This window comes from Acidovorax sp. 22279, from assembly GCF_052045435.1.
Taxonomy (GTDB): domain Bacteria; phylum Pseudomonadota; class Gammaproteobacteria; order Burkholderiales; family Burkholderiaceae_C; genus Acidovorax; species Acidovorax delafieldii.
Window position 1 is genome coordinate 187,536 of sequence record NZ_JBQEOV010000008.1, and the last position, 23,757, is coordinate 211,292.

At 59.6% G+C, this 23,757-nt stretch carries 22 protein-coding genes and 3 tRNA genes; 12 read left to right on the forward strand and 13 right to left on the reverse strand.

The genetic code is table 11. The annotated features are described in order from the left end of the window. Window positions 1-38: 38 nt before the first annotated feature. Together ACTJKQ_RS12610 and ACTJKQ_RS12615 are read left to right on the forward strand one after the other, a co-directional pair. Window positions 39-1,127 (forward strand): endonuclease/exonuclease/phosphatase family protein, encoded by a 1,089-nt coding sequence (locus ACTJKQ_RS12610; protein ID WP_440597000.1) that lies wholly within the window; start codon window positions 39-41, stop codon window positions 1,125-1,127. Window positions 1,128-1,265: 138 nt separating this feature from the next. Then, entirely contained in the window at window positions 1,266-3,140 is a 1,875-nt protein-coding gene (locus ACTJKQ_RS12615) for a M14 family zinc carboxypeptidase (RefSeq protein ID WP_440597001.1), read from the forward strand. Between the two features lie 191 nt (window positions 3,141-3,331). Here ACTJKQ_RS12615 and ybaL read toward each other — a convergent pair whose 3' ends face one another. Next, entirely contained in the window at window positions 3,332-5,071 is a 1,740-nt protein-coding gene (gene ybaL / locus ACTJKQ_RS12620) for a YbaL family putative K(+) efflux transporter (RefSeq protein WP_440597002.1), read from the reverse strand. Between the two features lie 192 nt (window positions 5,072-5,263). Here ybaL and ACTJKQ_RS12625 point away from each other — a divergent pair. From ACTJKQ_RS12625 to ACTJKQ_RS12670, 10 genes are all read left to right on the forward strand, one after another. Further along, window positions 5,264-5,340: transfer RNA gene (locus ACTJKQ_RS12625), tRNA-Arg, on the forward strand. A 704-nt stretch (window positions 5,341-6,044) separates the two neighbouring features. After that, the gene (locus ACTJKQ_RS12630; protein ID WP_440597003.1) at window positions 6,045-6,548 is read left to right on the forward strand and encodes a hypothetical protein; all 504 of its coding nucleotides are present in this window, start codon (window positions 6,045-6,047) and stop codon (window positions 6,546-6,548) included. After that, a complete protein-coding gene (locus tag ACTJKQ_RS12635) occupies window positions 6,545-6,907 on the forward strand; it encodes a mobilization protein (protein ID WP_440597004.1) in 363 nt (120 codons plus the stop codon). The genes ACTJKQ_RS12630 and ACTJKQ_RS12635 overlap by 4 nt, the downstream gene beginning before the upstream one ends. Window positions 6,908-7,040: 133 nt before the next feature. Further along, window positions 7,041-7,973 (forward strand): MobA/MobL family protein, encoded by a 933-nt coding sequence (locus tag ACTJKQ_RS12640; protein WP_440597005.1) that lies wholly within the window; start codon window positions 7,041-7,043, stop codon window positions 7,971-7,973. Beyond that, the gene (locus tag ACTJKQ_RS12645; protein ID WP_440597006.1) at window positions 7,951-8,166 is read left to right on the forward strand and encodes a hypothetical protein; all 216 of its coding nucleotides are present in this window, start codon (window positions 7,951-7,953) and stop codon (window positions 8,164-8,166) included. Before ACTJKQ_RS12640 ends, ACTJKQ_RS12645 begins: the two co-directional genes overlap by 23 nt. 2 nt (window positions 8,167-8,168) lie before the next feature. Then, window positions 8,169-8,855 (forward strand): hypothetical protein, encoded by a 687-nt coding sequence (locus ACTJKQ_RS12650; protein WP_440597007.1) that lies wholly within the window; start codon window positions 8,169-8,171, stop codon window positions 8,853-8,855. Further along, entirely contained in the window at window positions 8,852-9,673 is an 822-nt protein-coding gene (locus tag ACTJKQ_RS12655; protein ID WP_440597008.1) for a hypothetical protein, read from the forward strand. The genes ACTJKQ_RS12650 and ACTJKQ_RS12655 overlap by 4 nt, the downstream gene beginning before the upstream one ends. A 535-nt stretch (window positions 9,674-10,208) precedes the next feature. Continuing rightward, complete coding sequence (locus ACTJKQ_RS12660; RefSeq protein WP_440597009.1) at window positions 10,209-10,394, forward strand: hypothetical protein; 186 nt, start codon at window positions 10,209-10,211, stop codon at window positions 10,392-10,394. Between the two features lie 18 nt (window positions 10,395-10,412). Beyond that, on the forward strand, window positions 10,413-11,084 hold the full coding sequence (locus tag ACTJKQ_RS12665; protein ID WP_440597010.1) for a hypothetical protein: 672 nt from the start codon (window positions 10,413-10,415) through the stop codon (window positions 11,082-11,084). Window positions 11,085-11,132: 48 nt separating this feature from the next. Continuing rightward, on the forward strand, window positions 11,133-12,101 hold the full coding sequence (locus ACTJKQ_RS12670; protein WP_440597011.1) for a hypothetical protein: 969 nt from the start codon (window positions 11,133-11,135) through the stop codon (window positions 12,099-12,101). A 466-nt stretch (window positions 12,102-12,567) separates the two neighbouring features. Here the strand turns inward: ACTJKQ_RS12670 and ACTJKQ_RS12675 are convergent, their stop codons facing one another. From ACTJKQ_RS12675 to ACTJKQ_RS12730, 12 genes are all read right to left on the reverse strand, one after another. Further along, window positions 12,568-13,239: a hypothetical protein gene (locus tag ACTJKQ_RS12675; RefSeq protein ID WP_440597012.1), complete on the reverse strand. Its 672-nt coding sequence runs from the start codon at window positions 13,237-13,239 to the stop codon at window positions 12,568-12,570. Window positions 13,240-13,279: 40 nt separating this feature from the next. Then, a complete protein-coding gene (locus ACTJKQ_RS12680) occupies window positions 13,280-14,329 on the reverse strand; it encodes a site-specific integrase (RefSeq protein ID WP_440597013.1) in 1,050 nt (349 codons plus the stop codon). Window positions 14,330-14,613: 284 nt separating this feature from the next. Then, a complete protein-coding gene (locus ACTJKQ_RS12685) occupies window positions 14,614-14,817 on the reverse strand; it encodes a hypothetical protein (RefSeq protein WP_056064167.1) in 204 nt (67 codons plus the stop codon). Between the two features lie 191 nt (window positions 14,818-15,008). Then, window positions 15,009-15,084 (reverse strand) — tRNA-His (locus ACTJKQ_RS12690). A gap of 49 nt (window positions 15,085-15,133) precedes the next feature. After that, window positions 15,134-17,062, reverse strand: coding sequence for a SurA N-terminal domain-containing protein (locus ACTJKQ_RS12695; RefSeq protein WP_440597014.1), 1,929 nt, complete (start codon window positions 17,060-17,062; stop codon window positions 15,134-15,136). A 60-nt stretch (window positions 17,063-17,122) separates the two neighbouring features. After that, window positions 17,123-17,198, reverse strand: a tRNA-Val gene (locus tag ACTJKQ_RS12700). 15 nt (window positions 17,199-17,213) lie between these two features. Beyond that, a complete protein-coding gene (locus ACTJKQ_RS12705; protein ID WP_008906675.1) occupies window positions 17,214-17,486 on the reverse strand; it encodes an HU family DNA-binding protein in 273 nt (90 codons plus the stop codon). A gap of 301 nt (window positions 17,487-17,787) precedes the next feature. Then, window positions 17,788-18,882 (reverse strand): tartrate dehydrogenase, encoded by a 1,095-nt coding sequence (locus ACTJKQ_RS12710; protein ID WP_440597015.1) that lies wholly within the window; start codon window positions 18,880-18,882, stop codon window positions 17,788-17,790. Window positions 18,883-18,952: 70 nt separating this feature from the next. Continuing rightward, window positions 18,953-19,519 (reverse strand): CDP-diacylglycerol--glycerol-3-phosphate 3-phosphatidyltransferase, encoded by a 567-nt coding sequence (gene pgsA / locus ACTJKQ_RS12715; protein WP_288852476.1) that lies wholly within the window; start codon window positions 19,517-19,519, stop codon window positions 18,953-18,955. 45 nt (window positions 19,520-19,564) lie between these two features. Further along, entirely contained in the window at window positions 19,565-21,568 is a 2,004-nt protein-coding gene (uvrC, locus tag ACTJKQ_RS12720; RefSeq protein WP_116747380.1) for an excinuclease ABC subunit UvrC, read from the reverse strand. 116 nt (window positions 21,569-21,684) lie between these two features. Beyond that, window positions 21,685-22,665, reverse strand: coding sequence for a Bug family tripartite tricarboxylate transporter substrate binding protein (locus tag ACTJKQ_RS12725; protein WP_440597016.1), 981 nt, complete (start codon window positions 22,663-22,665; stop codon window positions 21,685-21,687). An 83-nt stretch (window positions 22,666-22,748) separates the two neighbouring features. After that, window positions 22,749-23,729, reverse strand: coding sequence for a Bug family tripartite tricarboxylate transporter substrate binding protein (locus ACTJKQ_RS12730; RefSeq protein WP_260667822.1), 981 nt, complete (start codon window positions 23,727-23,729; stop codon window positions 22,749-22,751). Window positions 23,730-23,757 lie beyond the last annotated feature (28 nt).

The window sequence follows — 23,757 nt, forward strand, 5'->3', positions numbered from 1 at the left end:
TGCAGCCGTCGTGACCCCGCCTACGCTGTACGCCCTTCATGCGCCCCAACGAACTCCCCCAACCGCTGGACACCCTCATGGTGGCCACTTGCAATGTGCTCAACCTGGCCAATCCGGGACGCCTGTTCTACGAGAACCAGGACCCCTACAGCCAAACCGAGTTTGAACGCAAGATCACCTGGCTGGGCGAGCGCTTTCGGGCACTGAACGCCGATGTACTGGCGGTGCAGGAGGTCTGGGACGACGCGGCCTTCAAAGGGGCACTGGGTCGGGGTGGCTTGCGCTACGACTTCGTCGCCGTACCAGGGGCCGAGAACAACGACACCCAACAGGGCGCACAGGGAACGCCCCGTGTGGGCCTGGCCACGCGGCTCAAGGTCGAGGCATTGCAGTCCTTTGCCGACTTCCCACCGGGCTTTCAGGTGGATGTGCCTGGCATTGGCCAACACACGCGCTTCGAGCGCCCACCCCTCGTGGCCACGTTGCGGATGAAGCATGGCCAAACCCTCAACGTCCTCACTGCCCACCTCAAATCCAAACGCCCCAAGTTTCTGCAGGATGCCCTAGGCCAGCCCACCGAGGACCGGGACGACCGCAAGGTGGTCGCACTGGCATCGCTGCGCTCGCTGATCATGCGCGGCGCCGAGGCCATGGCGCTGCGGTGCCTGGTGATCGACCTGCTGCACCGCACCAGCGTGCCCCTGGTGGTGCTGGGCGACTTCAACGACACCCCCGACAGCGTGACCACGCAACTGATCTGCGCCACCACCGACATTGCCTACGACCGGTCAGCCCGTGATGTGGCCCTGTTCAATGCGTACGACCTGCAAGGCGATTTCGCCTTGAAAAAGGACGTGGCCTACTCCCACATCCACCAGGGCGCGCCCTATGTGCTGGACCAGATCCTGGTCAGCGAGGAGTTCCTGCCCAATGGGCGCAACAGCGTGGGCGATGTGCGCCGGGTGGATTATTTCAACGACCACCTGCATGAGGGACGCGACCGCACGCGCTCGGACCACGGCTTTGTGCGCGCCTTGCTGCGCCTGAAACTGCCCAGTTCTCCTCTGGCCCAGAGCATCTCGCCGCCGCCCGCCGACGCCACCGCACCCAGCGACACCCCTCGATGATCACTGCGTCAGCCCACGGCGCCACGGGTTTGCAACGGGATGTACGCTGACAAGGAGAGGCGGGTGCGCGCAGGTAACATCCACGTACAAAGCGCCCCACTCGCCCCACAACAGGGGCTCTCTCTGGCAGCCCACACCATGACCCAGCACAATTTCCTGCGCCGCAGCGCCGATACCGCCCCGCTTTCCCGTCCTGAACCACGGATTGCGCGCTGGGCCGCCTCGGCCACGCTGGCAGCACTGCTGCTGACAGCCTGCGGCAGCACCCCGCTGCCCCCTTGGCCATCCACCCCCACTGCCCAGCAGCGCAGCGCCCCCGCGCCACTGCCGCGCGTACAACAAGGTACGGTGGTACCCGCACCGCTGGGACAGCAAACGCCCTCGCAGCTGCCGCCACAACGGGCTGCCGTGGTGGCCAGCCCCCTGCCCCCGTCCGCACCGCTCTTGGTGCGCGACGAGGCGCCCATGGCGCCGCCCTATGGCGATGCGGTGGCCGCGCGGTTCCCCAACCCTTCTGTGGTCTACAGCACACCCGGCCTGGGTGCCGACCGCAGGGCCTTCACCACCAATGCCGAGCTGGGCCAATGGCTGCGCGGGCTGAGCGACGGCGTGCCCCGTGGCGGCACACGCGCGCAGTTGCTGCAGATTGGCACCTCGCAACGCGGCGAGCCCATCCAGGGCCTGCTGCTTACCCGTGCCCCAGGCACAGACCCTGCCAGCCTGGACAAGAGCGGCCGCCCCACCGTTGTGCTGATCGGCCAGCAGCATGGCGACGAACCCGCAGGCAGTGAGGCACTGCTGGTCATCGGCCGTGAGCTGGCCCAGGGCCTGCTGGAGCCGCTGCTGGACCGCATCAACGTGGTGGTGGTGCCCCGCGCCAACCCCGATGGCGCCGAGGTGGGCACCCGCGTCACCGCCAATGGCGTGGACCTGAACCGCGACCACCTGTTGCTCAACACGCCCGAGGCCCGCGCCATTGCGCAGGTCATCAACGACTACCGCCCCATCCTGGTCGTGGACGCCCATGAATACACCGTGGTGGGCCGCTACCTGCAGAAGTTCAACGCCATCCAGCGCTACGACGCACTGCTGCAATACACCACCACTGCCAACTATCCGGAGTTCCTCACCAAGGCATCGCAGGAATGGTTTCACCAGCCCATGGTGGCGGCCCTCAAGGCCCAGGGCCTGACGAGTGACTGGTACTACACCACTTCGACCAACCTGCAGGACAAGCGCATCTCCATGGGGGGCACCCAGCCCGACACGGGGCGCAACGTCCATGGCCTCAAGAACACGGTCAGCCTGCTGATCGAGACCCGTGGGGTGGGCATCGGTCGCATGCACATCCAGCGCCGCGTGCATGCCCAGGTCACCGCCATCACCAGCGCGCTGCGGACCACCGCCGAGCGGGCGGCCAACCTGGAGCAGGTACGCTCGTTCGTGGCCCGCGACGTCAGCGCCCTGGCCTGCCGCGACCAGGTGGTTATTGAAGCGGAGGCCACGCCCACCCAGCGCGACCTGGATTTTCTGGACCCCGAGACCGGCGCCGATCGCAGCATTCGCGTGGACTGGAACTCGTCGCTGACGCTGCGCAACACCAAGGTGCGTGCGCGGCCCTGCGGCTATTGGCTTTCGGCAGACGCCAGCGGTGCAGTGGAACGCCTGCGCCAGCTGGGCATCCAGGTCATGCGGGTGGCAGAGCCCGGTTCTGTCCTGGCCGAGAGCTACCGCGAAACCGGGCGCGAAACCGGCAACCGCCAGGACGTGATCGGCACCATTGCCGGTGGTGGCGACATCGTGCGTGTGCAAGTGTCTGCCGTACGGAGCGCCATTGATGCACCTGCTGGCAGCTTCTATGTGCCCCTGAACCAGCCGCGTGCCAATCTGGCTGTGGCAGCGCTGGAGCCCGACACGCAGAACAGCTACTTTGCCAACCACCTGATCCAGGACCTGGGCCAAAGCGCCCGCGTGATGGCCGTGCCATCGCTGGTGTTTGAAGAAACAGATTGATCCGTGCCTTGCGGCAGGTCGCTGCATGGCGCGAGGCTGAGGTCTGCGTTCTTGGCGGGGTCAGGTGGGACGCTCCGTGAGGACGCTGCCCGGATGCTGCGCTGCGACTGTGGCTGCAGACGCACTATTGCTATCAATTTTATAGCTTCCAAGGCATATTCTTCTAGCGCTACAGGCAGATTTCTTTCAAATCATGCCGGTCCATGCAGTGGCGCGGGCAGCGTGGCGCGGGCCTGGCGGTCCCGGGCACGCTCCAGCACATGGCGTGCCATGGCCTGTGCCAAGGCATCTTCTGCCAGGAACACCTGGGCATGGCTGCATTCCTGCACCAGCCGCTGGGCCTCGTCCTCATTGTGGCTGCGCACCACGATGTCGATGCCCGGGTTCAGGGTCTGCGCCGTCTCGATCATCTGGCGCACCTGCAGCGCGTCCGGGGTAGCCACCACCAGCATGGCGGCCCGTGCAATGTGGGCCTGGATCAGCACGGCAGGCTCCACCGCGTCACCAAACACGGCGGCCACGCCATCGGCCCGCAAGGCTTCCACCAGCTCCCGGTTCTGCTCCGCCACCACAAACGGAATATCGTTGGCCGCCAGCGTTGCCGCCACACGCCGCCCTACCCGGCCGTACCCCACCAGAACCACCTGCCGCGCGAGGTAACGCGAATCGGTGCTGGTGGGCAGTTCGGCCAAAGGGTCATCCCGCTGCTCCAGCCGCCGCGCAAGCGCGGATCGGGCGCGCAGCCAGCCCTGCAACGGCGCAATGGCATGGAACAACAACGGGTTGAGCGCCATGGAGAACAGGGCCCCCGCCAATACCAAGCTGGCCCCCTCTGGCGGCAGCAGCCCCAACGAAGAACCCAGTGCGACCAGAATGAACGAGAACTCACCAATCTGCGCGAGGCTGGCCGATACGGTGAGCGCTGTGTTGAGCGGATAACGGAACGCCAGCACCAGGCCCGCAGCGGCCACCGTCTTGCCCAGCATGATGATGGCGACCACTGCCAACACTTGCAGTGGGCGCTCCCACAAGACGGCGGGGTTGAAGAGCATGCCGACCGACACGAAAAAGAGTACGGCAAAGGCATCGCGCAAAGGCAGCGACTCATGCGCAGCGCGGTGGCTGAACTCGGACTCGCGCATCACCATGCCGGCAAAGAAGGCCCCGAGCGCAAACGATACGCCAAACAGCGCAGCCGACCCGAACGCAATGCCCACCGCTGCGGCCACCACGCACAGCGTGAACAACTCACGCGAGCCTGTGCGAGCCACCTGCCATAACAGCCAGGGAAACAGCCGGCGCCCGACCAGCAGCATCAGCACCACAAACGCGCCGACCTGCAGCAGGGTCCAACCCAGCGTGCGCCAGAGCTGCGCAGCATCCAGGTCGGCCCCGGTGCCGCCTCCCAACCATCCCCCCAGCGGTGGTAGCAGCACCAGTATCAGCACCATGGCGAGATCCTCCACCACCAGCCAGCCCACTGCGACGCGTCCGGTGTAGCTGTCCAGAATCCCCAGGGTCTCCAGCGCACGCAACAGCACCACCGTGCTGGCCACCGACAGTGCCAGACCAAAAACCAGGGCGCCACCCATGCCCCAGCCCCACCACAGGGCCAACGCCATACCCAGCGACGTCGCCACGATCATCTGCACCACAGCACCCGGCACGGCAATCTTTCGCACGGCCAGCAGGTCTCCCCACGAAAAATGCAGGCCCACGCCAAACATCAGCAGCATCACACCAATCTCCGCCAGCTGGCTGGCCAGGGCCGCATCTGCGACAAAACCGGGAGTGAACGGGCCGATGGCCACCCCTGCCAGCAAGTACCCCACCAATGCTGGCAGCCGCAGACGGGCGGCCAGAAAGCCCAGCACCAACGCCAGGCCCAAAGCGGCAGCAATGGTGTGGATCAGCGTGACGCTGTGTGGCATGGACAAAAGCTCCAGTGAGGCAGGCAGTCAAGGGGGATAGCCCGGTTATAACCGCATCACCATAACGGCAGCAAAATCGCCCCTGCAGCAGCGCCAAGAGCACGGGCCAGGGCGGGTATGATTAGCGTCCTGCGTTACGCAGATGCGGACACTCCGCAAGCCCGTCCGGCCACACAGCCGGCCAACATCCATCTGCCCGTAGCTCAACTGGATAGAGCAATAGCCTTCTAAGCTATAGGTCGGGGGTTCGAGTCCCTCCGGGCAGGCCAGCAATCACAATAAAATCAACAAGTTAGAGATACACTCAGTGCTTTTCGAGCACTTTCGAGCACTTTCGGATACCCCCGCATCCGCACAAATTCCGCACATTTTTTTGTGGCGCGGACGTTGACACACACTCCTCAATCGAGTCAAACTAACGCTAACCGTTACCAAGCCGACATGGTTTGGCCGGACGTCCAAGGTTAGGATCTTGGACTGCCAGGTGGGATTGGGCACCCACCCGGAAGCACGAGTCACACCACGACGGTGACTCACCCACTCATCCATAGTTGTGCCGCCCGGTCGCGCTCGCGTTGATTCGCGAGCTTTTGGCCCGGTTTTTCGGAACCGGTGTGCCGCTGTGCGACCAAGCGGCGCAACTGCGATCCGCTGCGCGGGTTGCTTGGATGGAGTGGTGCAGCATGGCTGCTAAATCAACTGCGGGCGAGAAGCTCACGTGGGACGTCGGCGATCTCGCCGAAGTCATTAAGAAAAGTCGGCCGGTCGTTCACCGGATTCTGAAAACAGACCCTGACCTCCTGCCTCCGCCCGCGAGGCGAATCGGGCGCGTTTATCTATGGCTCCCCGACGAGGTCATGGCTTGGTTGCGGGGCGAGGAGAGGCCCTCTTCCCCGGCTGTTGTCTGCCCACCAGCTAAACGCGGGCGCGGGCGCCCGCGCAAGGATGCTCAGCAGTCCGCAGGGGGTGCAGCATGAGCGCCACGCCCCGGAAAAGTTATCCACAGCCCGAGGAAGTTGGAGAAACCGGTAAGTTGTTAGTTGTTGTTAATACTAAAAACAACAACAACAACAACAACGCAGCGCGCAGCGCGGCCCCCGTACTCAGCTTTGCCAACGGATCTGGTTTGACACAGGCCGAGCAGGAACATCTTTCCAAGCTGCTCCAGTACCACCCGCATGGCCAGGCCATCGCCGACGAGCTGGCCGGTCAACTGCGGGCGCGCGGGCGCGGCGGCGCGGGCATCAGGAGCCCGCGCGCCCTGGCAGTGCGGTTGGCCAGGGAAGCCACGATCCGTGGCGTAGGGCTGTGGTACTACTGCCTCGATGAAGCGGACCGGCGGGCCTTGCAGCCCGGGGGCACGCACGATGAAGCCCCCGCGCCTGCAAGTCGGGAGACGATTGAACGAGCTAGGGCGGAGGCGCAAGCAATCAGAGAGCGCATGGCAGCAGAGCGGCTGACGAGAGGTGGTAAATGACCACCCCCCGCACTAAAAAAATCGAGGAACTGCAGCAGCGCTTGGCGCGCCTGCAGGCCGAGCAGCGCCAGGCAGCGGCCCGCGCTCGTGCTTCGGCCAGCAAGGCCTGCCGAGCCCAAGAAACGCGCCGCAAGATCCTCCTCGGCGCATTCATGCTGGAGCAGCTCGGCGGCGCGTCGGGCGTGGCTGGCTTGAGCATTCAAGGCAAGCGATTCGACGCTTGGTTGACGCGCGCCGACGACCGTGCGCTGTTCAGCCTGCAGCCGCTCGCTTTGCCCCCGCCTGCCCCCACCTCGCCTGTCGGCTCGGTGGTGTCTGCGGCGGGTACGGCGCACCCTGCTGCCGGAGGTGGATCGTGAGGCGCCGCTGCCGACCCCCGTTCGCTTTTCAAGCGAAGGGCGCACTTACCGGTTTCTCTCCGAGAAACCGTGTGCGACGGAGGCGTGCCGCCTCCTGTACCTCCTGCCTGCCGCACGCCGCGAGGTGAAAAGCATGGCAATTTTTCATCTACGCGCGCGCACGGTGACGCGCGCAAGCGGCGCGTCCGCTGCGGCCGCAGCGGCATACATTTTGCGACTCGGGCGCTTTGCCAAAGCGGACAGCGACCCCTGTGTTTTCAGCCGGTCGGGAAACATGCCGACCTGGGCTGCAGGTCCCGGCAAGCGCCTTGAATATTGGCGGGCGGCCGACCTGCAAGAGCGCTCCAATGGGCGCCTCACAAAGACGGTGGAGCTGGCCTTGCCCTTGGAGCTGAACCACGCACAGCGCGTGGCGTTGGTGCTCGATTTTTGCGAGCGGGTGGCGCGCACCAATTCGGGCGAGCCGCTCCCATACCTCGCCGCAATTCACGCCGGGAAACTCAGCAATCCCCACGCCCATGTGATGGTCAGCGAGCGGGTGGCCGACGGCCACGACCGGACGCCGGAGCTTTGGTTCTCCCGGGCTTCGCCAAAGGGCAAAAACCCGGCGCAGGGGGGCGCCAGGAAAACAGAGGACCTGAAGCCAAAAGCCTGGCTGCTGGCCAAGCGCGAGCTGCTGGCGAGGCTCACCAATGACGCCCTCGCAGCTGCGGGCTTCGCGGCCCACGTGGACCACCGTAGCCTCCGCGAGCAGGGTATTGACCGCCCCCCCGGCGTGCACCTTGGCCCTGTCGGGGCGGCCAGGCTGCGACGGGGCAAGCACTCGCGGCGCGCCCACGATCTCGAGCTGCACCAGTCCGCAGGGCGGGAGGCGCAGCAACTCATGCATGAGCTGCGCCGGGAGGCCCGCGCCGTCGAGCTTGAGTTGGCCTCGTTGATCACTAGCCCCGCCGCGGCGCCTATCAACACGGCAGGCGTGCTGGCGCGCGCACAGCGCCAGGCCGAAGCAGCGAAAAACAGCCCCCCCCAAAGGAGTAAATCAAATGATTCTGAACTCAGACCTTGATTCTGAAGAGAAATGGGTTATTCAACGCCGGGTTTATCGGCGCGGTGAAAAATGTTCGTGGAGAACCATTTCACCGCCGATTAATTACGGCGAGGCGGTAAGTGAACTATTTAAATTCCCAGCCGAAACAACGCGCCTAATGACCGGCATTGAAGAATATTTTCCAATCAACTCAATTCAGCGAGAAATTTAATCATGGATTTTACAATTGAAAAACGAAGCCTAACCAAAGAGCAGCGCATTTCTATCTGGCAGACTGAATTTCAGCCTGGCGCACCGACCGGATTCGAAGTATACGACTGCGACCTAAAACAAGAAAATATCTTGACTCTTAGTCTGGATAAATACTGGTGGGAAGAAAGTATTGTTCACTATTCAGAGTCAGATTTGGTTAAGCGCTGGCTAGATGATGAATATCCCGAGCGGCAGCAGGACATGGAAAACCTTACGAAATATCTACTCCTAACGCGCGATAAATCAAAAACTGAGAGAGCATGCTATCTAGCATGCCTCTGGGCCGAGCGAAGTGGAAAACTAACTCGAATGACGAACTTCAAGTCCGCCAACGATATGCTTCTTGAGAAATATCCCACACTTGATTCTAACGCTCGCGAAGCTATTGTTATTGATTGGCTCTCACCTGGATTTTTTGGTGAGTTGCCAGAGTCAATCTTAAAAATTCTTGCGCTTGCTATCGATGAGGATATGCACAATTTTTCATTGTGGATCAATCAAAATATGGTCTTTGAACTCGATGATATGTTGGGATTCCTTGTGCGTGCGCATCAAGTCGATCCAGACTCTTCAAATAACCTACCGAGCCAGGGCTCTCCAGATGACCATAGCGGAGAAGCAAAGTCGAGCATGGAGATTGAATTATGAGCGTACCAGTGCTCGTTAAGCATTTGGTTCAGGCGGATGAGTGTAAGACTCAATGGCTGAACACCATGCTTGCCACTGCGGTTGAAGCATGTCGTTTCGAGAAGGTGCCAGGCGTCAGAATTGCCCCCCTTTCCGGTCCGCGAACAAGATTTTCAGGCTGCGTGGATCGCTGGAACTATGAATGGGCAATTCAGCTAAGCATTTCTGTTGGATTCTGGAGGAAAGAGGAAATTGCTTCTGTCTATATCCACGAATGCGCCCATTTAATGGTCATCAATGAAGAGAGAGCGCGCGGTGTTTACACCTTAGCTCATGGCCCGGTGTTTTTTCTCACCAATCTCGTTCTTTGCTCAAGAGTGGACGCAGCATGTAATCTGCCCAGGAGTTTAGTAAGGCTAGTTGGCCTATATGACTTCCAAGACTCGCCCTTTGAGAGCTGGCCGGAGGCCAGATGGCGCAGTTCAGTTGTTCATTTTGCGTTTAAAAACTATGCCCGCTTAGCCGACAGCGATCTATCTGCTGAGGCAGTAGCTCGTGAAGCCTGGAATTTGTGGGAAATAGAGCGTGAAGACCTTTTATGCAGGGATCAAGCGAAAATAGCTGAGATCAAGGAAAAAAATCGCCTCGTAGATGAGTGCGATGACCTTAAGGCTAAAGTAAATGAGCTGGAGCGCCAACGGGCTGTGTCATTTGGCTGGAGGTTCCTATTTGGAATTGGGTGGGCCGGATTGATTTTGCCCGGTTTTCTTTTTCTGGCGATTTATACCTCAGGTGTGGCGTCCATTGCGTATACCGCTGGCTTGCACAGGCTCCTGTGATTTGGCATGTCCCCGCGCGAGCGCGGGGCCGGGCTCTGGCCCTGCGGGTAGAGCCCGCCAGCGGTCTCCAACGGCCCGCGGCCGCCTTACGATCCCTCATGCAGGGGGAAGGCCATGGCCATCCCCCTCGAAGACCGCAAGGCGCGTCGCGCCATGCAGAAGTCCTTATTCCCGCCTGGCGGCGGCCCGCGCCGCCAGGCGCGTAGCAGGTGGCCACTGCGTGGCCAGCAGGCTGCTCGCCGCGCGGCGTCTATTGCCCGTCAGTGATTGCGCCCAGCACCGTTCCCCTGAGTTCTTCGCCTCTTCGGCCAACGCTAAGCCAGGACCGCGCCGATGGCGCTTTGGCTTCCTGCGGGGGGAGTCCATAAAGCTACGCTTTACAAACCCTCCCCCCGCAGGAATCCAATCCCGGCATCGCGAATGGCACGGCGACGAACTCAGGGGAACGGTGCAAGCAAAGGCCGCTTGCACGGGCAACAGACAAAAGTTGCTCGGCTTGGAATCTAGGGGCCCGGTGCACAAAGAAAGGCAGATCATGTCGATAAAACAGGTACGCAGCGAAGAGGAAATGCGGATTACATTGCAGACATTGACTTTACAGTTCGGCGCGGACACTACCCCCGCTCGGGGCCTGTGCGGCTCAGAACTGGAAGCATGGCTCAATCAGGCAGAGGATGAGTTGTTTGACCAGCTTTTCTCAAGATTAAATGCGCAATATTGAAATACAAAGGAGTCTCGTATGGGGATGGGTGACGCACTTGCCGATGTAATGCTTGAAGGTCGTGCAAGAGACGCAGAAAGCTCCGCCCGCTTTGCTCAAGCGGAAGCCAGCAGATTAAAGAGCGAAATTCACAATTTAGAACTGGCGAAGATCGCTGCCGCAGCTGTTTCTCAGCGGCTTCAATGGAAATATGTCGGCCAAGGAGAAGGATTCAAGGCACTAATGCTTGGATTCAAAAAGACCGCCGAAAAAATGCTATCCGAAGAGCAAAAAAGGGAGCTTTTTAGAGATTCAATTGTTTTTGCACGCCAGTTCATACAAGAGGAAAGCGGAAAAATCGAGAACCTTCAGGAGAGCACGCACAGTGCATGGACAGACGAACACTTCGGATGGAGTGCAGCGTATCCGTTTTTTGAAATTGATCCTCCATGCCCTGAACCTATTGCTCCAACTCGACCCAAAGATATTGAAACCAGAATAGAAAATTTATTTTTCCTCATTCCGTATCGGGTCCATTTCGTTGGAGAGCAGAAGTTTCATAAACTGCGCAATGCGAAAAGATTCTATGATTCATTAATTGAAACTCATAAAAAGGAGATGACTCACCACCTCTCTTTTCATGCCAGATGGGTCCGCTACAAAGAAAAATATGAAGAACAGCAAGCAAGAATTGCTGAATACTCCCTTTAGTGATAAATCGCTACCCATGGCGCAATACATATATTGAGGTTTAAATATATGAATTTCAATAAGCAAATTGAACTCAGATGTATTGAGGCAGAGATGCCCGATCTGAACGACTCTGAGCTTAGAGCTCGACTTGAAGAATTTTTGAAGGGATATTCCGTTAAAGGCATAGAGCTTCCTTCGGGTACTTTCGTGTACCGTGCGCGTTGCTTAGGAGCGGGGTTTGAAAAGGCGCATGCCAACAATATCAGCCAATTTCATATGCCACCTGCTAACTATGCTTCGAGGCAGAGACTAAATGCTGCGGGTGCGCCTGTTTTCTATTGCAGCACTGCTTGGGAACCTCTGCCATATGAGGTTCGTGCCACTACGGGAATGAATTTAATTATTTCTTCTTGGAAGCTATCCCGGTCTGCGATGGTTGTAGCCTTGGGCTACTCAAAAGCCTCTTTGACCATGCTGGGCGCTGAAAGAGAATTTCCAGAGTGGGGTGTTAGTCCTGGTTTTTCTAGCACTTCAAAGCGTCCGGCAGGGGAAGAGGATTTTTTGGCTGAGCTGCTTATGAGACCTGTCAATGATGATGATCTAAGTCACTATCGCCTCACATCTGCATTAGCTGGAATTCTGCTGGGAAAAGTTAGGGGTGAAGATCGTGTTTTGGCTGGATTAGTATATCCCAGTGTTTCTATGAGTGGGAATGGTGACAATATCGCTTTCGCCCCCTGGTTTGCCAATGACCATTTAATCTGCTTGGGTTCACAAGAGCATGCAATTGTTGACAGAAACGGAATGGAGATTGAAACAAAATGCGTTGATCGCTCAATACTGATTGGTGAAGATGGTAGTGTTTCTTGGAGCGGCACAGGCGGATTCACAATACCTGGGGGAGGCAGTGTTATATGCACTGCGAAGTCTGGCCTTGCCTCGGACGGGTTTTATATGAGACTTGGGGATGGCACGCGTGGTCATTGGGAAATAAAGAACGATGCAGATGGCAGCGTTATAGCAACCCTTGCCTAACAAATACTCGTTTCGCCGGCAATCTATGGAAGATGTCATCGCGTATGCGCGCTGCGCTTGAAGATTTTTCGATCAATGAAAAGGTCAATTTCACTGGCAGCGGCAAATAATTTCAAGCGACAAAACCTTCAGTGCTCCTGGTGCATACGGGGCATAAGATGCTCAATAGGAATTTCTTGCCTCGGAGTACCGCTGATGAAAACTGAAATCCCTATGCCAATGGAGGGCTTCGTTAGCAGCCCGTTTAAAGTTGCTCCATCGCAGACTTTGAAATTGAGTGACCTGTTTGAGGTCGCTAGGTTGAACTTTGACGGTTCAGCGACCTTTTCAAGGTCGTTAGAGCAATAACAAAGGGGCATCAGAATTCGTTCTGATGCCCCTTTTTTCGTGTAAAGCGCCCAACGCAAATGGCCCACGACCTGTTTCGACCTGCCGAGTTCAAACTACGGCGCTTCGACCGACAACCTCACAGCCCCTGCCTCCCACTAAATTCTGGAGCACCAGTCCGTTTTGCTTGGCGCAATATGACAAATACTAACTCGACTGTTTTAAAGCAAAAATCTTGCAAAACCATATTTGCAGATTTTACTTCAAAATAATCTAACGACTGTACAGCATCAATATATTTCAGCATATCGGCATCAAAATGTCCTCCCGCAACATTTCTAACATGACGATATTTTTTTAGAATTTTAAGTGATTTAGAGAAGATTTTTCTGATAGATTGAATATCTTCAATCCGAATCTCCACCTCAAAATCTGCTGCAATTCCCTTAATTTTTCCAACATACTCCCTCGCAAACATTTCATCGAACTCATACATTTTGTGAACTGCATTTTTCAATCCAATTGATCTACTAAAATCATTTGATCCAAGCATCGCACCGTGAAATGAAACAGCAACCTCGTATGCATATGTAGCGACACTAACAATAAACAACCAAGCATTCTTTTCACGTTCGGTTGTTGCCTCTTTCATTTTTTTTAAAGGCAGTAGCAGCATTTCATCTGCTTTCTCTACTCCTTTCATCGAGGCTTCTTTCAACTGGACTCTTACATTCTGCAATTTGCGCAGCGTTTCCAACACGTGCGCTGTTCTTTCATCCAAAAGCGCATCAATGTCGTCGGTTTTTTTCATATTGATTCAATTAAGGAAATCATTAAACGAGAAGAACTTTTCAACCGAGTTTTTTTGCCAATCGCTCCGCATCCATGTGCGTATATTTCCTCAGTTGAGACAGGCTCTTATGTCCTGTCATACTCGCCACCTCCATAATTCCCAAGCCTTTCTCGAATAATCGAGACGTAGCCTCATGACGAAGATCATGAAAGCGCAAATCGCTTAAGAAATTTTGATCGCGAGCTTCAGCGGGTAGTGCATCAGAATAAAGGCGCAATGCGCGGGCCTTGCACCGACGCCAGGCGTTCTCAAACGAGTCAGAGGCCACCCACCCCCATACCCTTCCATCTAAGCGCCTTGGAAGACCCTCAAGTGCCTTTGCTCCGGTACTCGACAAAGCCACCGTCCGAGATTCGCCGTTTTTGCTGGTTGGAAGGTGGACAGTTCGACGGTGTAGATCGACAAGAGGCCAGCGCATCGCCAGCAATTCGCCGAGCCGCATGCTGGTCTCAATCGCAACAGTGATGATGCACGCTAAGTCGGGATGCGGCGACAGCCGAGCAGCTTTCATTAGCCACTCCAACTCATCTCCCCGGAGACGCCGGTCTCGGGCTTTGCCCAGCTTAGGCCGAGCAACCAACCGGACAGGGTTTTCGAGCAGATGCACACCCATCGAGCGGCGCGCATATTCGACCAACCCAGATAGGGTGTTGAGGTGATGATGCACGGTCTGCACGCTTAAATCAGCACCGAGCAGACCTGCTGACCACTCGGTAATCTCGTGCACGCGCAGACTGGTGACGAACTTCCGGCCGAATGCCTCTTCGACTCGATCCAGTTGGGAATTGCGCCCTCTTCCCCCGTTGGCCAAGCCAGGCAGATAGTTTTCCCGATAACTCTGAATGGCCTGACTGACCGTGACTTTCTGAGCGGAGCCTGTGAGCAAATCAACTGTGCCCTGTCCCTTTGCCCGCTTCACTTCGCGCTCAAACGCTTCCGCCTGGGTGCGCAGGTGAAAAGTCCTCGTGACAGGCTTATGGCCCAGAGGCTCATACCGCACCATGTACGAATTTCCGCCGTCTTTTCGCTTGCGCACTGTGATCGCCATGATTGCCTTTCCTGGGGTGTTGATCCGCACATTTTCTGCACATTTCACCCTAAAATTTAGGCACTATCAAGGATTCATGCGGGTCTCAGGCCAGACACATATTCCCTTCTAAGCTATAGGTCGGGGGTTCGAGTCCCTCCGGGGCCAGCCGCCCAGCTGGTAGCTTTCAATCTCCCCATCCATACCAATCAATCCGTTCTGACGAGTGTGGAACAGCCAAGCAATGCGCGCGCGGGCTGGATGACGGATGTGGATCAAGCACCTCGCCGCGTACAGCCCCAACCCTAACGATTGGGCTGCGGCACAGCAGCGTAATTCATGGCAATGGCCTGCACCACGGCGCCAATCAATGCCGCATCGCCAGCGCTCTGCGGCAACACGTCGCGCACGATCTGGACCGCGTATTGAAGTTGCTCTTTGGCCAAGGCCGCAGACATGGCGTTGCCGCGCTTTTCACTGGGCGACGCGTCGCGAATCACAAGGCTCATCAGAAACTCCCAAAAAGTGGAGCATGTAGTATGCGCCGTGTGGGGCTGTGGTGAGCGAGAGGCGGGGCTTTGATGGTGAGAAAACCCCCTTGACGCTCAACGCTGCACAGGGGGGCATGCGCAAGGCGAGATTCCATACAGCCCCAAAGCAAAAAGCGCTGCAACATTTCTGCTGCAGCGCTTTGCTATTTTGGGGTGGCTGATGGGGCTCGAACCCACGACAACAGGAATCACAATCCTGGACTCTACCAACTGAGCTACAGCCACCGTAGCTTTGTATTATAGCCCGGGATTTTGGCCCCGGACATCAAATCGCTTAATTTTCTGCAGTCACTGTTGCCGCTGTCTCAGGACGTGGTGCTTTGATCTGCACCTTGAAGCGCTGCTTGAGCAGTTCATAGTACGCCAGCCCTTCGGCCGTGGCCAACCACTGCACGTATTGTTGGCGCTCCTGCTGCGCACGCTGCGCATCCGGTGCCTGGCGCGGCACGACGCGGTTGACCTTGACCACGGCATAACCCGCAGCGCCCAAATCCACCCCCGTCCAGCCTGGCAGCGTTTCGGAGGGAGCCCGCAGTGCGGCGTCGATCAGGGCACGCGGCAGGTTCTGGGTCTGTTCGCGGGAGACTTCGGTCGCTGCGGCCAAGCCTGTGGCAGAAGATGGGGCAGCCTTCCATGCATTGAGCTTGGCCTCGCCCTCCTTGCGTGCGAGTTCGGCAGATTTCTCAGCCACATACAAGGTGCGAACACGGGCCTTCACTTCGTCGTAGGGCAGTGTCAATGCAGGGGTGTAGGTGGTCACACGACCGGCAGCCATCTGGCTGGGGCCCACTTCCACCGCCTCGGTGTTGCGCTTGTTCTGCAGCGAGTCGGTAGCAAAAAGTGCTTCGAGGAACTTGGCGTTGGCCAGAGGGCCCTTAGCACCTGCGGCAGGGGTCCGGGTCACGCCCTTGGCAGTCTGGATCTTCAGCTTGAGCTTGTCGGCCACGGGCTGGAGGCTGTCTGCCTGCTCATACACACCATTGGTGAAGGACTCTGCCACCTCGGCAAACTTGCGCTGCGCCTGCTGCTGCTTGAGCTCTGCTTCCATGGTGGGGCGCAGTTCTTCAAAGCTGGGCTGGCGGGGTGTCTTGATGTCGGTGAGCTGGATGATGTGATAACCAAACTCGGTTTCCACCAGATCACTGATTTCGCCCTTTTTCAGCGCAAACGCAGCTTCTTCAAAGGGCTTGACCATCGCACCCCGGGCAAAGAAGTTCAGGTCTCCGCCCGCAACGGCCGAACCCTTGTCGTCAGAGGATTTCTTGGCCACATCAGCAAAGCTGCCGGGAGCCTTGCGCACCTGGGCCAGCAGTTCAGTGGCACGGGCCTTGGCCTTCTCGCGGTCCGCGGCGGATGCATCCTTGGGAGCGTTTACCAGGATGTGGCTGGCGCGGCGCTCTTCCTTCGCCGTCATGCGAGCCACATTCTCTTTGTAGTAAGTACGCAGGTCGTCTTCACCCAGGGTGATGGACGCCCGCACGCTGTCGAGATCCAGCACCACGTATTCGATGGCTGCCTGTTCCAGTTGCTGGAACAGGGCGGGATGGGCCTTGTAGTAGGCCTCCAGGTCTGCATCTGTCGGGGTGACTTTGCTGGCGAAGTCGGCAGCGTTGAATCGGGCCACCTGGATCTCACGGCGCTCATACAAAGCGTCGAGCGCAAGTTTGACCTGGGCATCGGCGCCAAATGCAGTGCTCATCACTCCGCCCATCACTTGGTTCACCGAGATGTCGCGGCGCACATTGGCTTCGAAACCTTCGGGCGTCAGGCCTTGAGCAGCGACCAGTGCGCGATAGGCATCGGCGTCCAGCGTACCGTCCGGGCGCTTGAGTCCCGCAATGGCGGGAATCTCCTGCAGGCTGCGGGCCAGGCGCGCATCGCCGGTCACGAGGTGCATCTTTTGCGCGGCAGCCGCCAGCACACGGTCACGCACCAGGCGCTCCAGCGTGGCATACCGGGCGCTGGGAGAGTCCAGCAACTTGGGATCGACCGAGGGAGACTGGGCGCGAATGCGGTCTGTCTCCATGCGATGCGCATTGTCCCAGTCCGTCTGGTTGATGTTGTTACCATCGACACGGGCTACCACAGGGCTCTTTTCAGAGAAATAGTTGCGGTCGATGCCTACCAGCACAAACGAAGGAATGATCAGCAAGAACAAGAAGATCATCACGATCTTGGAGTGCTTGCGGATGGATTCAAACATGGTCGATCTTTCAGAAGGCAAAAAACAAAAGGCGAACTTGCGTTCGCCTTTGTTCGGTGATGGTGGGTCCTGACGGTCTCGAACCGCCGACCTACTCCGTGTAAAGGAGCCGCTCTACCAACTGAGCTAAGGACCCCACCTAAACTGATCCTCAGTTCAAGGCATCTTTCAATGCCTTGCCAGGACGGAACTTCGGAACTTTAGCAGCTTTGATTTTAATCGTAGCGCCAGTACGGGGATTGCGACCGGTACGGGCAGCACGCTTGCCCACAGCGAACGTACCGAAACCGACGAGCGACACGGTGCCGCCCTTCTTGAGAGTCTTCTTGACAGCCTCGATCGTGGATTCCAGGGCACGCGCAGCAGCGGCCTTGGAGATGTCGGCGTTGGTAGCGATGTGCTCAATCAATTCGGTTTTGTTCACAAGAAGCCTCTCGGAAAAGAGTTAATGGAATGTCTCGAGGATATCTGGTCTTCACACGCCTGAAAGCACAGCCGTGGGCTGGTGGAGAACAGGCGGGGGAATGACTGGCATACACAGCAGTGGCTGCTGCATCAGATTAAAGCCATCGAGTTTCAGAGTGTCAATACAACACGCTGTTTTGCGTCAGCGTTGTTTTGAATTCTAGTCGTATTTCACGCTGCGACAGGGCTTGGCGGGGGTTTTTGTCTCAAACACGCCGTATCGGCAGCACTCCGTATTGACACCCCGCAGCCAGCCGTACTCAACGAGCAGCGAGTGCCTGAGCAATGGCTTTGCCCACATCCTGCGTGCTGCCCGTGCCGCCCAGGTCCGGGGTGCGCGGAGCACCACTGCCGGGTTGCAACACGGTTTCGATAGCGGTCAGAACGGCGTCGTGCGCGGCGCGGTAACCCAGGAAGTCCAGCATCATTGCGCCGCACCAGATCTGCCCGATGGGGTTGGCGATGCCCTTGCCCGCTATGTCGGGCGCCGAGCCATGCACCGGCTCAAACAGCGACGGCATGGTGCGCGTGGGGTTGAGGTTGGCGCTGGGCGCGATGCCGATGGTGCCGGTGCACGCAGGCCCCAAGTCCGAGAGGATGTCGCCAAACAGGTTGCTGGCAACCACCACATCAAAGAAGTCGGGCCGCTGCACGAAGTGGGCGGTGAGGATGTCGATGTGGAACTTGTCCACCTTCACATCGGGGTATGCCTTGGCCATCTCGGCCACGCGCTCGTCCCAGTAGGGCATGGTGATGGCGATGCCGTTGGACTTGGTGGCGCTGGTCAGGTGCTTCTTGGGGCGCGACTGGGCCAGTTCAAACGCAAACTTCAGCACACGGTCCACGCCGTGGCGCGACATCACTGTCTCCTGCATCACGATCTCACGCGGAGTGCCTTCGTACATGCGGCCACCGATGCTGGAGTATTCGCCTTCGGTGTTCTCGCGCACGATCAGCATGTCGATCTCGCCGGGCAGGCGCGGGCTGCCGTCACGGCGCACCACAGGGGCGATCACGCCTGGCATGAGGCGTGCGGGCCGAAGGTTGATGTACTGATCGAACTCGCGGCGGAACAGCAGCAGCGAGCCCCAGAGCGAGACATGGTCAGCGATCTTGTCGGGCCAGCCCACCGCGCCGAAGTAAATGGCCTCATGGCCGCCAATCTGGTCCTTCCAGTTATCGGGCAGCATCTTGCCGTGCTTTTCGTAGTAGTCCCAGCTCGAAAAGTCGAAGTGGTCGAAATGCAGGTCAATGCCAAACTTGCGGGCGGCCTCGTCCAGAACGCGGAGGCCCTCGGGCATGACCTCTTTGCCAATGCCGTCACCGGCAATGACTGCAATGCGATGCTTCGCCATTCAGATGCTCCTGAAAATATAGCTGCCTGCGCTTATATATCGAGCGCTTCAGACATCAAAGACTTGAAAACTATTTGACGCGTGCCCGGATCTCGGGCAACGCCTTCTGCAGGTAGTACACCATCGACCAGACGGTGAGCACCGCCGAGGCCCAGATGAGCCAGGTACCCCACACGCCGGTATCGATCACCCCAAACATGCGCCCGTCGTACAGCAGAAAGGGGATGGCCAGCATCTGCACCGTGGTCTTGACCTTGCCGATCATGTGCACGGCCACGCTCTTGCTGGCGCCGATCTGCGCCATCCACTCGCGCAGGGCCGAAATCGCGATCTCGCGGCCGATGATGATGAGGGCCACAAACACGTCGGCACGTTGCAGGTGCACCAGCACCAGGAGCGACGCACACACCAGAAACTTGTCGGCCACCGGGTCCAGGAAAGCACCGAAGGACGAGGTCTGGTTGAGCTTGCGGGCCAAGTAGCCGTCCAGCCAGTCGGTGGCCGCGAACACCACGAACATCACGGTGGCGATGAGATTGCGCGTGGCCGGGTCCAGCGGTGCGTAGAACACCCCCACGATCAAAGGTATCGCGACGATGCGCGTCCAGGTCATCAAGGTGGGGATAGTCCAGAACATGGCGGCGATTGTGTCACGGCGCGGCCGTGGAACGGCACATGGGGCTTATCTCAAGGCCTTGTAAATTTCTTCTGCCAATTCATGCGAGATGCCATCCACGGTGGCCAGGTCCTCCACGCTCGCGGATGCCACCCCACGCACACCGCCAAAACGTTGCAACAGGCGCGCTCGCTTCTTGGGTCCCACCCCCGCAATTTCCTCCAGTTGCCCGCCCCCCACGCGCACCTTGGCCCGTGCCGCGCGCATGCCGGTGATGGCAAAGCGGTGCGCCTCATCACGGATCTGCGCCACCAGCATCAGCGCGGCCGAATCCTTGCCCAGGTAGACCTTTTCGCGCCCGTCGGCAAACACCAGCTCTTCCAGGCCCACCTTGCGGCCCTCGCCCTTCTCTACCCCCACGATGCGGGTCAGGTCCAGCCCCAGTGCCGTGAACACCTCACGCGCCACGCCCACCTGGCCCTTGCCGCCGTCGATGAGCACCAGGTCTGGCAAACGCGCCTGGCCCTTGGGCCGGGCTGCGGCTTGCGCCTCGGGCGATTGCGCATAGTCGATGCCGCCCTCCTCGCGCTGCGCCTCCACCACCTTGCTGTAGCGGCGCGTGAGCACCTGGCGCATGGCAGCATAGTCGTCGCCGCCGGTGATGCCTTCGATCTTGTAGCGGCGGTATTCGCTGCTCTGCATCTTGTGGTGGTGAAACACCACACACGACGCCTGGGTGGATTCGCCTGCCGTGTGCGAGATGTCGAAACACTCGATGGTGAGCTGATCCAGGTCTTCGGGCGGCAGATCCAGCGCCTCGGCCAGCGCCCGCGTGCGGGCCTGCTGCGAGCCCTCCTCGGCCAGCAGACGGGCCAGTTGCAGATCGGCGTTTTTCTGCGCCATGTCCAGCCACGCGCGGCGCTGTTCGCGCGGCTGGTGGATAGCGTTCACGCGCAAGCCACTTTGTTCGGTCAGCGCGTCCAGCAAGGCCTTGTCCACCGGCACACTGGTCACCAGCAGCGGTGGCACGGGCACACCGATGTAGTGCTGGGCAATGAAGGCCTCCAGCACCAGGGCCTCCACAGGGCGAACCGGGCGAGACGGGGTGGCCACCGTTTCATCCGCACCGTCCCCGCCTTCTTCTTCAAACACCGCCGCAGCGTCCTCGACATGGACCGGGAAATACGGCCGGTCTCCCAGGTGGCGGCCACCGCGCACCATGGCGAGGTTCACACAGGCACGACCGCCTTGCACGCGCACCGCCAGGATGTCCACATCCTTGTCATCCACCGTCTCAATGGACTGCTGGTGCAGCACGCGCGACAGCGCCTGGATCTGGTTGCGCACCTCGGCAGCCTGCTCAAACTCCAGCTTGTCCGAATGCGCCATCATCCGCGCCTCCAGCGCCTGCAGCAGCTCCTGCGTTTCGCCGCGCAGCAGCGCCTCCGCGTGCTGCACGTCAGCCGCATAGGCCTCGGGCGAGATCAAGTCCACGCAGGGCCCGGTGCAGCGCTTGATCTGGTACAGCAGGCAGGGCCGTGTGCGGTTGGCAAACACCGTGTCTTCGCAGGTGCGCAGCCGGAACACCTTTTGCAGCAGCTGAATGGTTTCCTTCACCGCCCAGGCGCTGGGGTACGGGCCAAAGTAGCGGTGCTTCTTGTCCACCGCGCCCCGGTAGTAGGCCATGCGCGGAAACACCTGGCCCGGCGCATCGCTCCGCGTGTGGGCGCCCGGTGTGCCGGTGATCTTGAGATAGGGGTAGCTCTTGTCGTCGCGGAACAGGATGTTGAACTTGGGGTTCAACGTCTTGATAAGGTTGTTTTCCAGCAGCAGCGCCTCGGCCTCGGAGCGCACCACCGTGGTCTCCATGCGCACGATCTTGCTGACCATGTGGCCAATGCGGGTGCCACCATGGTTCTTCTGGAAGTAGCTGGACACCCGGCGCTTAAGGTTGAGCGCCTTGCCCACATACAGCAGCGCATCCTGCGCGTCGAAATAGCGGTACACACCCGGCAGCGCGGGCAGCGCAGCCACCTGCGCCAGGAGTTCTTCGGAATGCACATCAGACATGGCGCGTATTGTGGCCCCGTGCGCAGCCTGCCCTATTCACTATCAAAAAAATAGCTACCAGCGCATATTCAACCAGCGCTTGCAGCCATTTTTATCAAAAAATCACCGTACCCCGGTCACTCCGCCTCGATCTTCGAGGTCTTCACCACCTGCGCCCAGTTGGCCAGATCGGCCTTCACCTTGTCACCCAACTGCGCCGGGGTCTGGTAGTCGGCCGTGGCGCCCTGCTCCTGCGCCTTTTGCTGGAAGGCCGCGTTCTGCACCACGGTGCGGATGTCGGCCGTCAGCTTGTCCACCACGGCCTTAGGCACGGTGGCGGGGGCAAACACCGCAAACCATGAGGTGGCATCGACCTTGGGGTAGCCCGCCTCTGCGGTGGTGGGCACATCAGGCAGGCTGGGCAGGCGCTGCTTGCCCGTTACGGCCAGCACGCGCAGCTTGCCGCTGGCGATGTGGGGCATGAACGGCGGTGCAGTGCCAAAGGTCAGGTCCACCTGGCCGCCCAGCAGGTCCTGCAGCGCCGGGCCCGTGCCTTTGTAGGGCACGTGGACCATCTTGATGGCGCCCTGCTGCTCCAGCATGGCACCGGTCACGTGCTGCAGCGACCCGTTGCCCGACGAGGCATAGTTGAGCTTGCCGGGGTGGGCCTTGGCGTAGGCGATCAGCTCGGGCAGCGTTTTCACCGGCAGGTCGGCACGCACCACGATGATCTGCGGGGCCGAGATCACGTTGGCCACGGGTTGGAAGTCACCCTGCTCCCACTGCTTTTGTTTGGTGATGTGGGGCGAGATGACGTGGTAGCCCGAGTACTGCATCAGCAGCGTGTAGCCATCGGCCTCGGCCCGCTTGACGGCGCTGGCGGCAATGTTGCCGTTGCCCCCGCCCTTGTTGTCCACGATGACCGACTGGCCCAGCACCGGCGCCAGCGCTTGCGCCAGCATGCGGGCCGACAGGTCGGTGGTGCCGCCTGCGGCGGTGGGCACCACCATGGTGACGTTCTTGGACGGGTAAGCGCCTTGTGCCGCTGCGTGGCCGATGAAGCCGATGGCCAGTGCGGCCAGGGCGAGGGTGGTGAACTGCTTGCGGGTGGTTTTCATGAAAGGGATGTCTCCGTCGTTGTCGTTGTTGTCAAAAAATCTGAGTTGCGAGAGGCAAAAAAAGGCGCAGAGAAAGCCCCCGATCAATCCACCGTGGCACCCGTGTCCTTGACCACGCGGCTCCACTTGGGCAGGTCAGACTGCACCAGCGCCGCCAGCTGCGCCGCCGTGCCCTTGAAGGGCTCGCAGCCCACGGTGGCCAGCTTGTCCACCACGTCCTTGTGCTCCAGCGCACGGGCCACCTCGGCCTGCAGCTGCGCCACGATGGGCGCGGGCGTGCCAGCCGGGGCAAACAGCGCATACCAGGGCGCCTGGCCAAAGCCCTTGATCGTCTCGCCGATGGTGGGCGCATCGGGCAGTGCGGCCACGCGCTTTTCATTGACCACACCCAGCACCTTGAGCTTGCCTGCCTTGATGAACGCAATGGCTGACGGCAGGCTTTGGACCGACAGCGGCACTTGCCCGCCCACCACGTCTGTGGCTGCAGCGGCGGAACCCTTGTAAGGAATGTGCTGCAGCTGGATGCCTGCCGCCTTTTGCAGCATCTCGCCGATCAGGTGGTTCAGCGTGCCGTTGCCCGCCGAGGCAATCGCATATTTGCCAGGGCTGGCCTTCGCCAAAGCCACCATTTCGGCCACGGTGTTGGCCGGGAAGGACGGATGAGCCACCAGCACATAGCCCGCAGTGGCCACGGGCGCCACGGGTGCAAAGTCCTTCACCGGGTCAAAGCCCGGGTTCTTGTACAGCGCAGGGCCAATCACATGGGCGCTGTCGGCCGTGAGCAGCAGGGTGTAGCCATCGTTGCGCGCACGGGCCGTGGCGCCGGTGGCCAGCGTGCCGCCCGCGCCAGGGCGGTTGTCCACGATCACGCTCTGGCTCAGTTGTTCGCTGAGTTTTTGCGCCACCACGCGCGCAATGGCGTCGTTGGCGCCACCCGCAGCCTGGGGCACCACCACGGTGATGGGCTTGGAGGGGTATTTGTCCTGCGCGCCCGCTGCCAAAGCAGCGGAGCACAGCACGGCCGCCGTGAAAATGCGGCGGGACAGTGGGGCGGGGAAGGTCATGGCTTTTGTCTCCTGGTGTTATGTATGA

What these genes read in the sequence shown, in the direction of transcription:
- ybaL (WP_440597002.1), bottom strand. Translation starts at nt 5,071, where the DNA reads ATGCCACACAGCGTCACGCTGATCCACACCATTGCTGCCGCTTTGGGC.
- ACTJKQ_RS12675 (WP_440597012.1), bottom strand. Translation starts at nt 13,239, where the DNA reads ATGAAAAAAACCGACGACATTGATGCGCTTTTGGATGAAAGAACAGCG.
- ACTJKQ_RS12660 (WP_440597009.1), top strand. Translation starts at nt 10,209, where the DNA reads ATGTCGATAAAACAGGTACGCAGCGAAGAGGAAATGCGGATTACATTG.
- ACTJKQ_RS12695 (WP_440597014.1), bottom strand. Translation starts at nt 17,062, where the DNA reads ATGTTTGAATCCATCCGCAAGCACTCCAAGATCGTGATGATCTTCTTG.
- ACTJKQ_RS12615 (WP_440597001.1), top strand. Translation starts at nt 1,266, where the DNA reads ATGACCCAGCACAATTTCCTGCGCCGCAGCGCCGATACCGCCCCGCTT.
- uvrC (WP_116747380.1), bottom strand. Translation starts at nt 21,568, where the DNA reads ATGTCTGATGTGCATTCCGAAGAACTCCTGGCGCAGGTGGCTGCGCTG.
- ACTJKQ_RS12680 (WP_440597013.1), bottom strand. Translation starts at nt 14,329, where the DNA reads ATGGCGATCACAGTGCGCAAGCGAAAAGACGGCGGAAATTCGTACATG.
- ACTJKQ_RS12655 (WP_440597008.1), top strand. Translation starts at nt 8,852, where the DNA reads ATGAGCGTACCAGTGCTCGTTAAGCATTTGGTTCAGGCGGATGAGTGT.
- ACTJKQ_RS12650 (WP_440597007.1), top strand. Translation starts at nt 8,169, where the DNA reads ATGGATTTTACAATTGAAAAACGAAGCCTAACCAAAGAGCAGCGCATT.
- ACTJKQ_RS12610 (WP_440597000.1), top strand. Translation starts at nt 39, where the DNA reads ATGCGCCCCAACGAACTCCCCCAACCGCTGGACACCCTCATGGTGGCC.
- ACTJKQ_RS12645 (WP_440597006.1), top strand. Translation starts at nt 7,951, where the DNA reads ATGATTCTGAACTCAGACCTTGATTCTGAAGAGAAATGGGTTATTCAA.
- ACTJKQ_RS12725 (WP_440597016.1), bottom strand. Translation starts at nt 22,665, where the DNA reads ATGAAAACCACCCGCAAGCAGTTCACCACCCTCGCCCTGGCCGCACTG.
- ACTJKQ_RS12670 (WP_440597011.1), top strand. Translation starts at nt 11,133, where the DNA reads ATGAATTTCAATAAGCAAATTGAACTCAGATGTATTGAGGCAGAGATG.
- ACTJKQ_RS12665 (WP_440597010.1), top strand. Translation starts at nt 10,413, where the DNA reads ATGGGGATGGGTGACGCACTTGCCGATGTAATGCTTGAAGGTCGTGCA.
- ACTJKQ_RS12685 (WP_056064167.1), bottom strand. Translation starts at nt 14,817, where the DNA reads ATGAGCCTTGTGATTCGCGACGCGTCGCCCAGTGAAAAGCGCGGCAAC.
- ACTJKQ_RS12640 (WP_440597005.1), top strand. Translation starts at nt 7,041, where the DNA reads ATGGCAATTTTTCATCTACGCGCGCGCACGGTGACGCGCGCAAGCGGC.
- ACTJKQ_RS12730 (WP_260667822.1), bottom strand. Translation starts at nt 23,729, where the DNA reads ATGACCTTCCCCGCCCCACTGTCCCGCCGCATTTTCACGGCGGCCGTG.
- ACTJKQ_RS12630 (WP_440597003.1), top strand. Translation starts at nt 6,045, where the DNA reads ATGAGCGCCACGCCCCGGAAAAGTTATCCACAGCCCGAGGAAGTTGGA.
- pgsA (WP_288852476.1), bottom strand. Translation starts at nt 19,519, where the DNA reads ATGTTCTGGACTATCCCCACCTTGATGACCTGGACGCGCATCGTCGCG.
- ACTJKQ_RS12710 (WP_440597015.1), bottom strand. Translation starts at nt 18,882, where the DNA reads ATGGCGAAGCATCGCATTGCAGTCATTGCCGGTGACGGCATTGGCAAA.
- ACTJKQ_RS12635 (WP_440597004.1), top strand. Translation starts at nt 6,545, where the DNA reads ATGACCACCCCCCGCACTAAAAAAATCGAGGAACTGCAGCAGCGCTTG.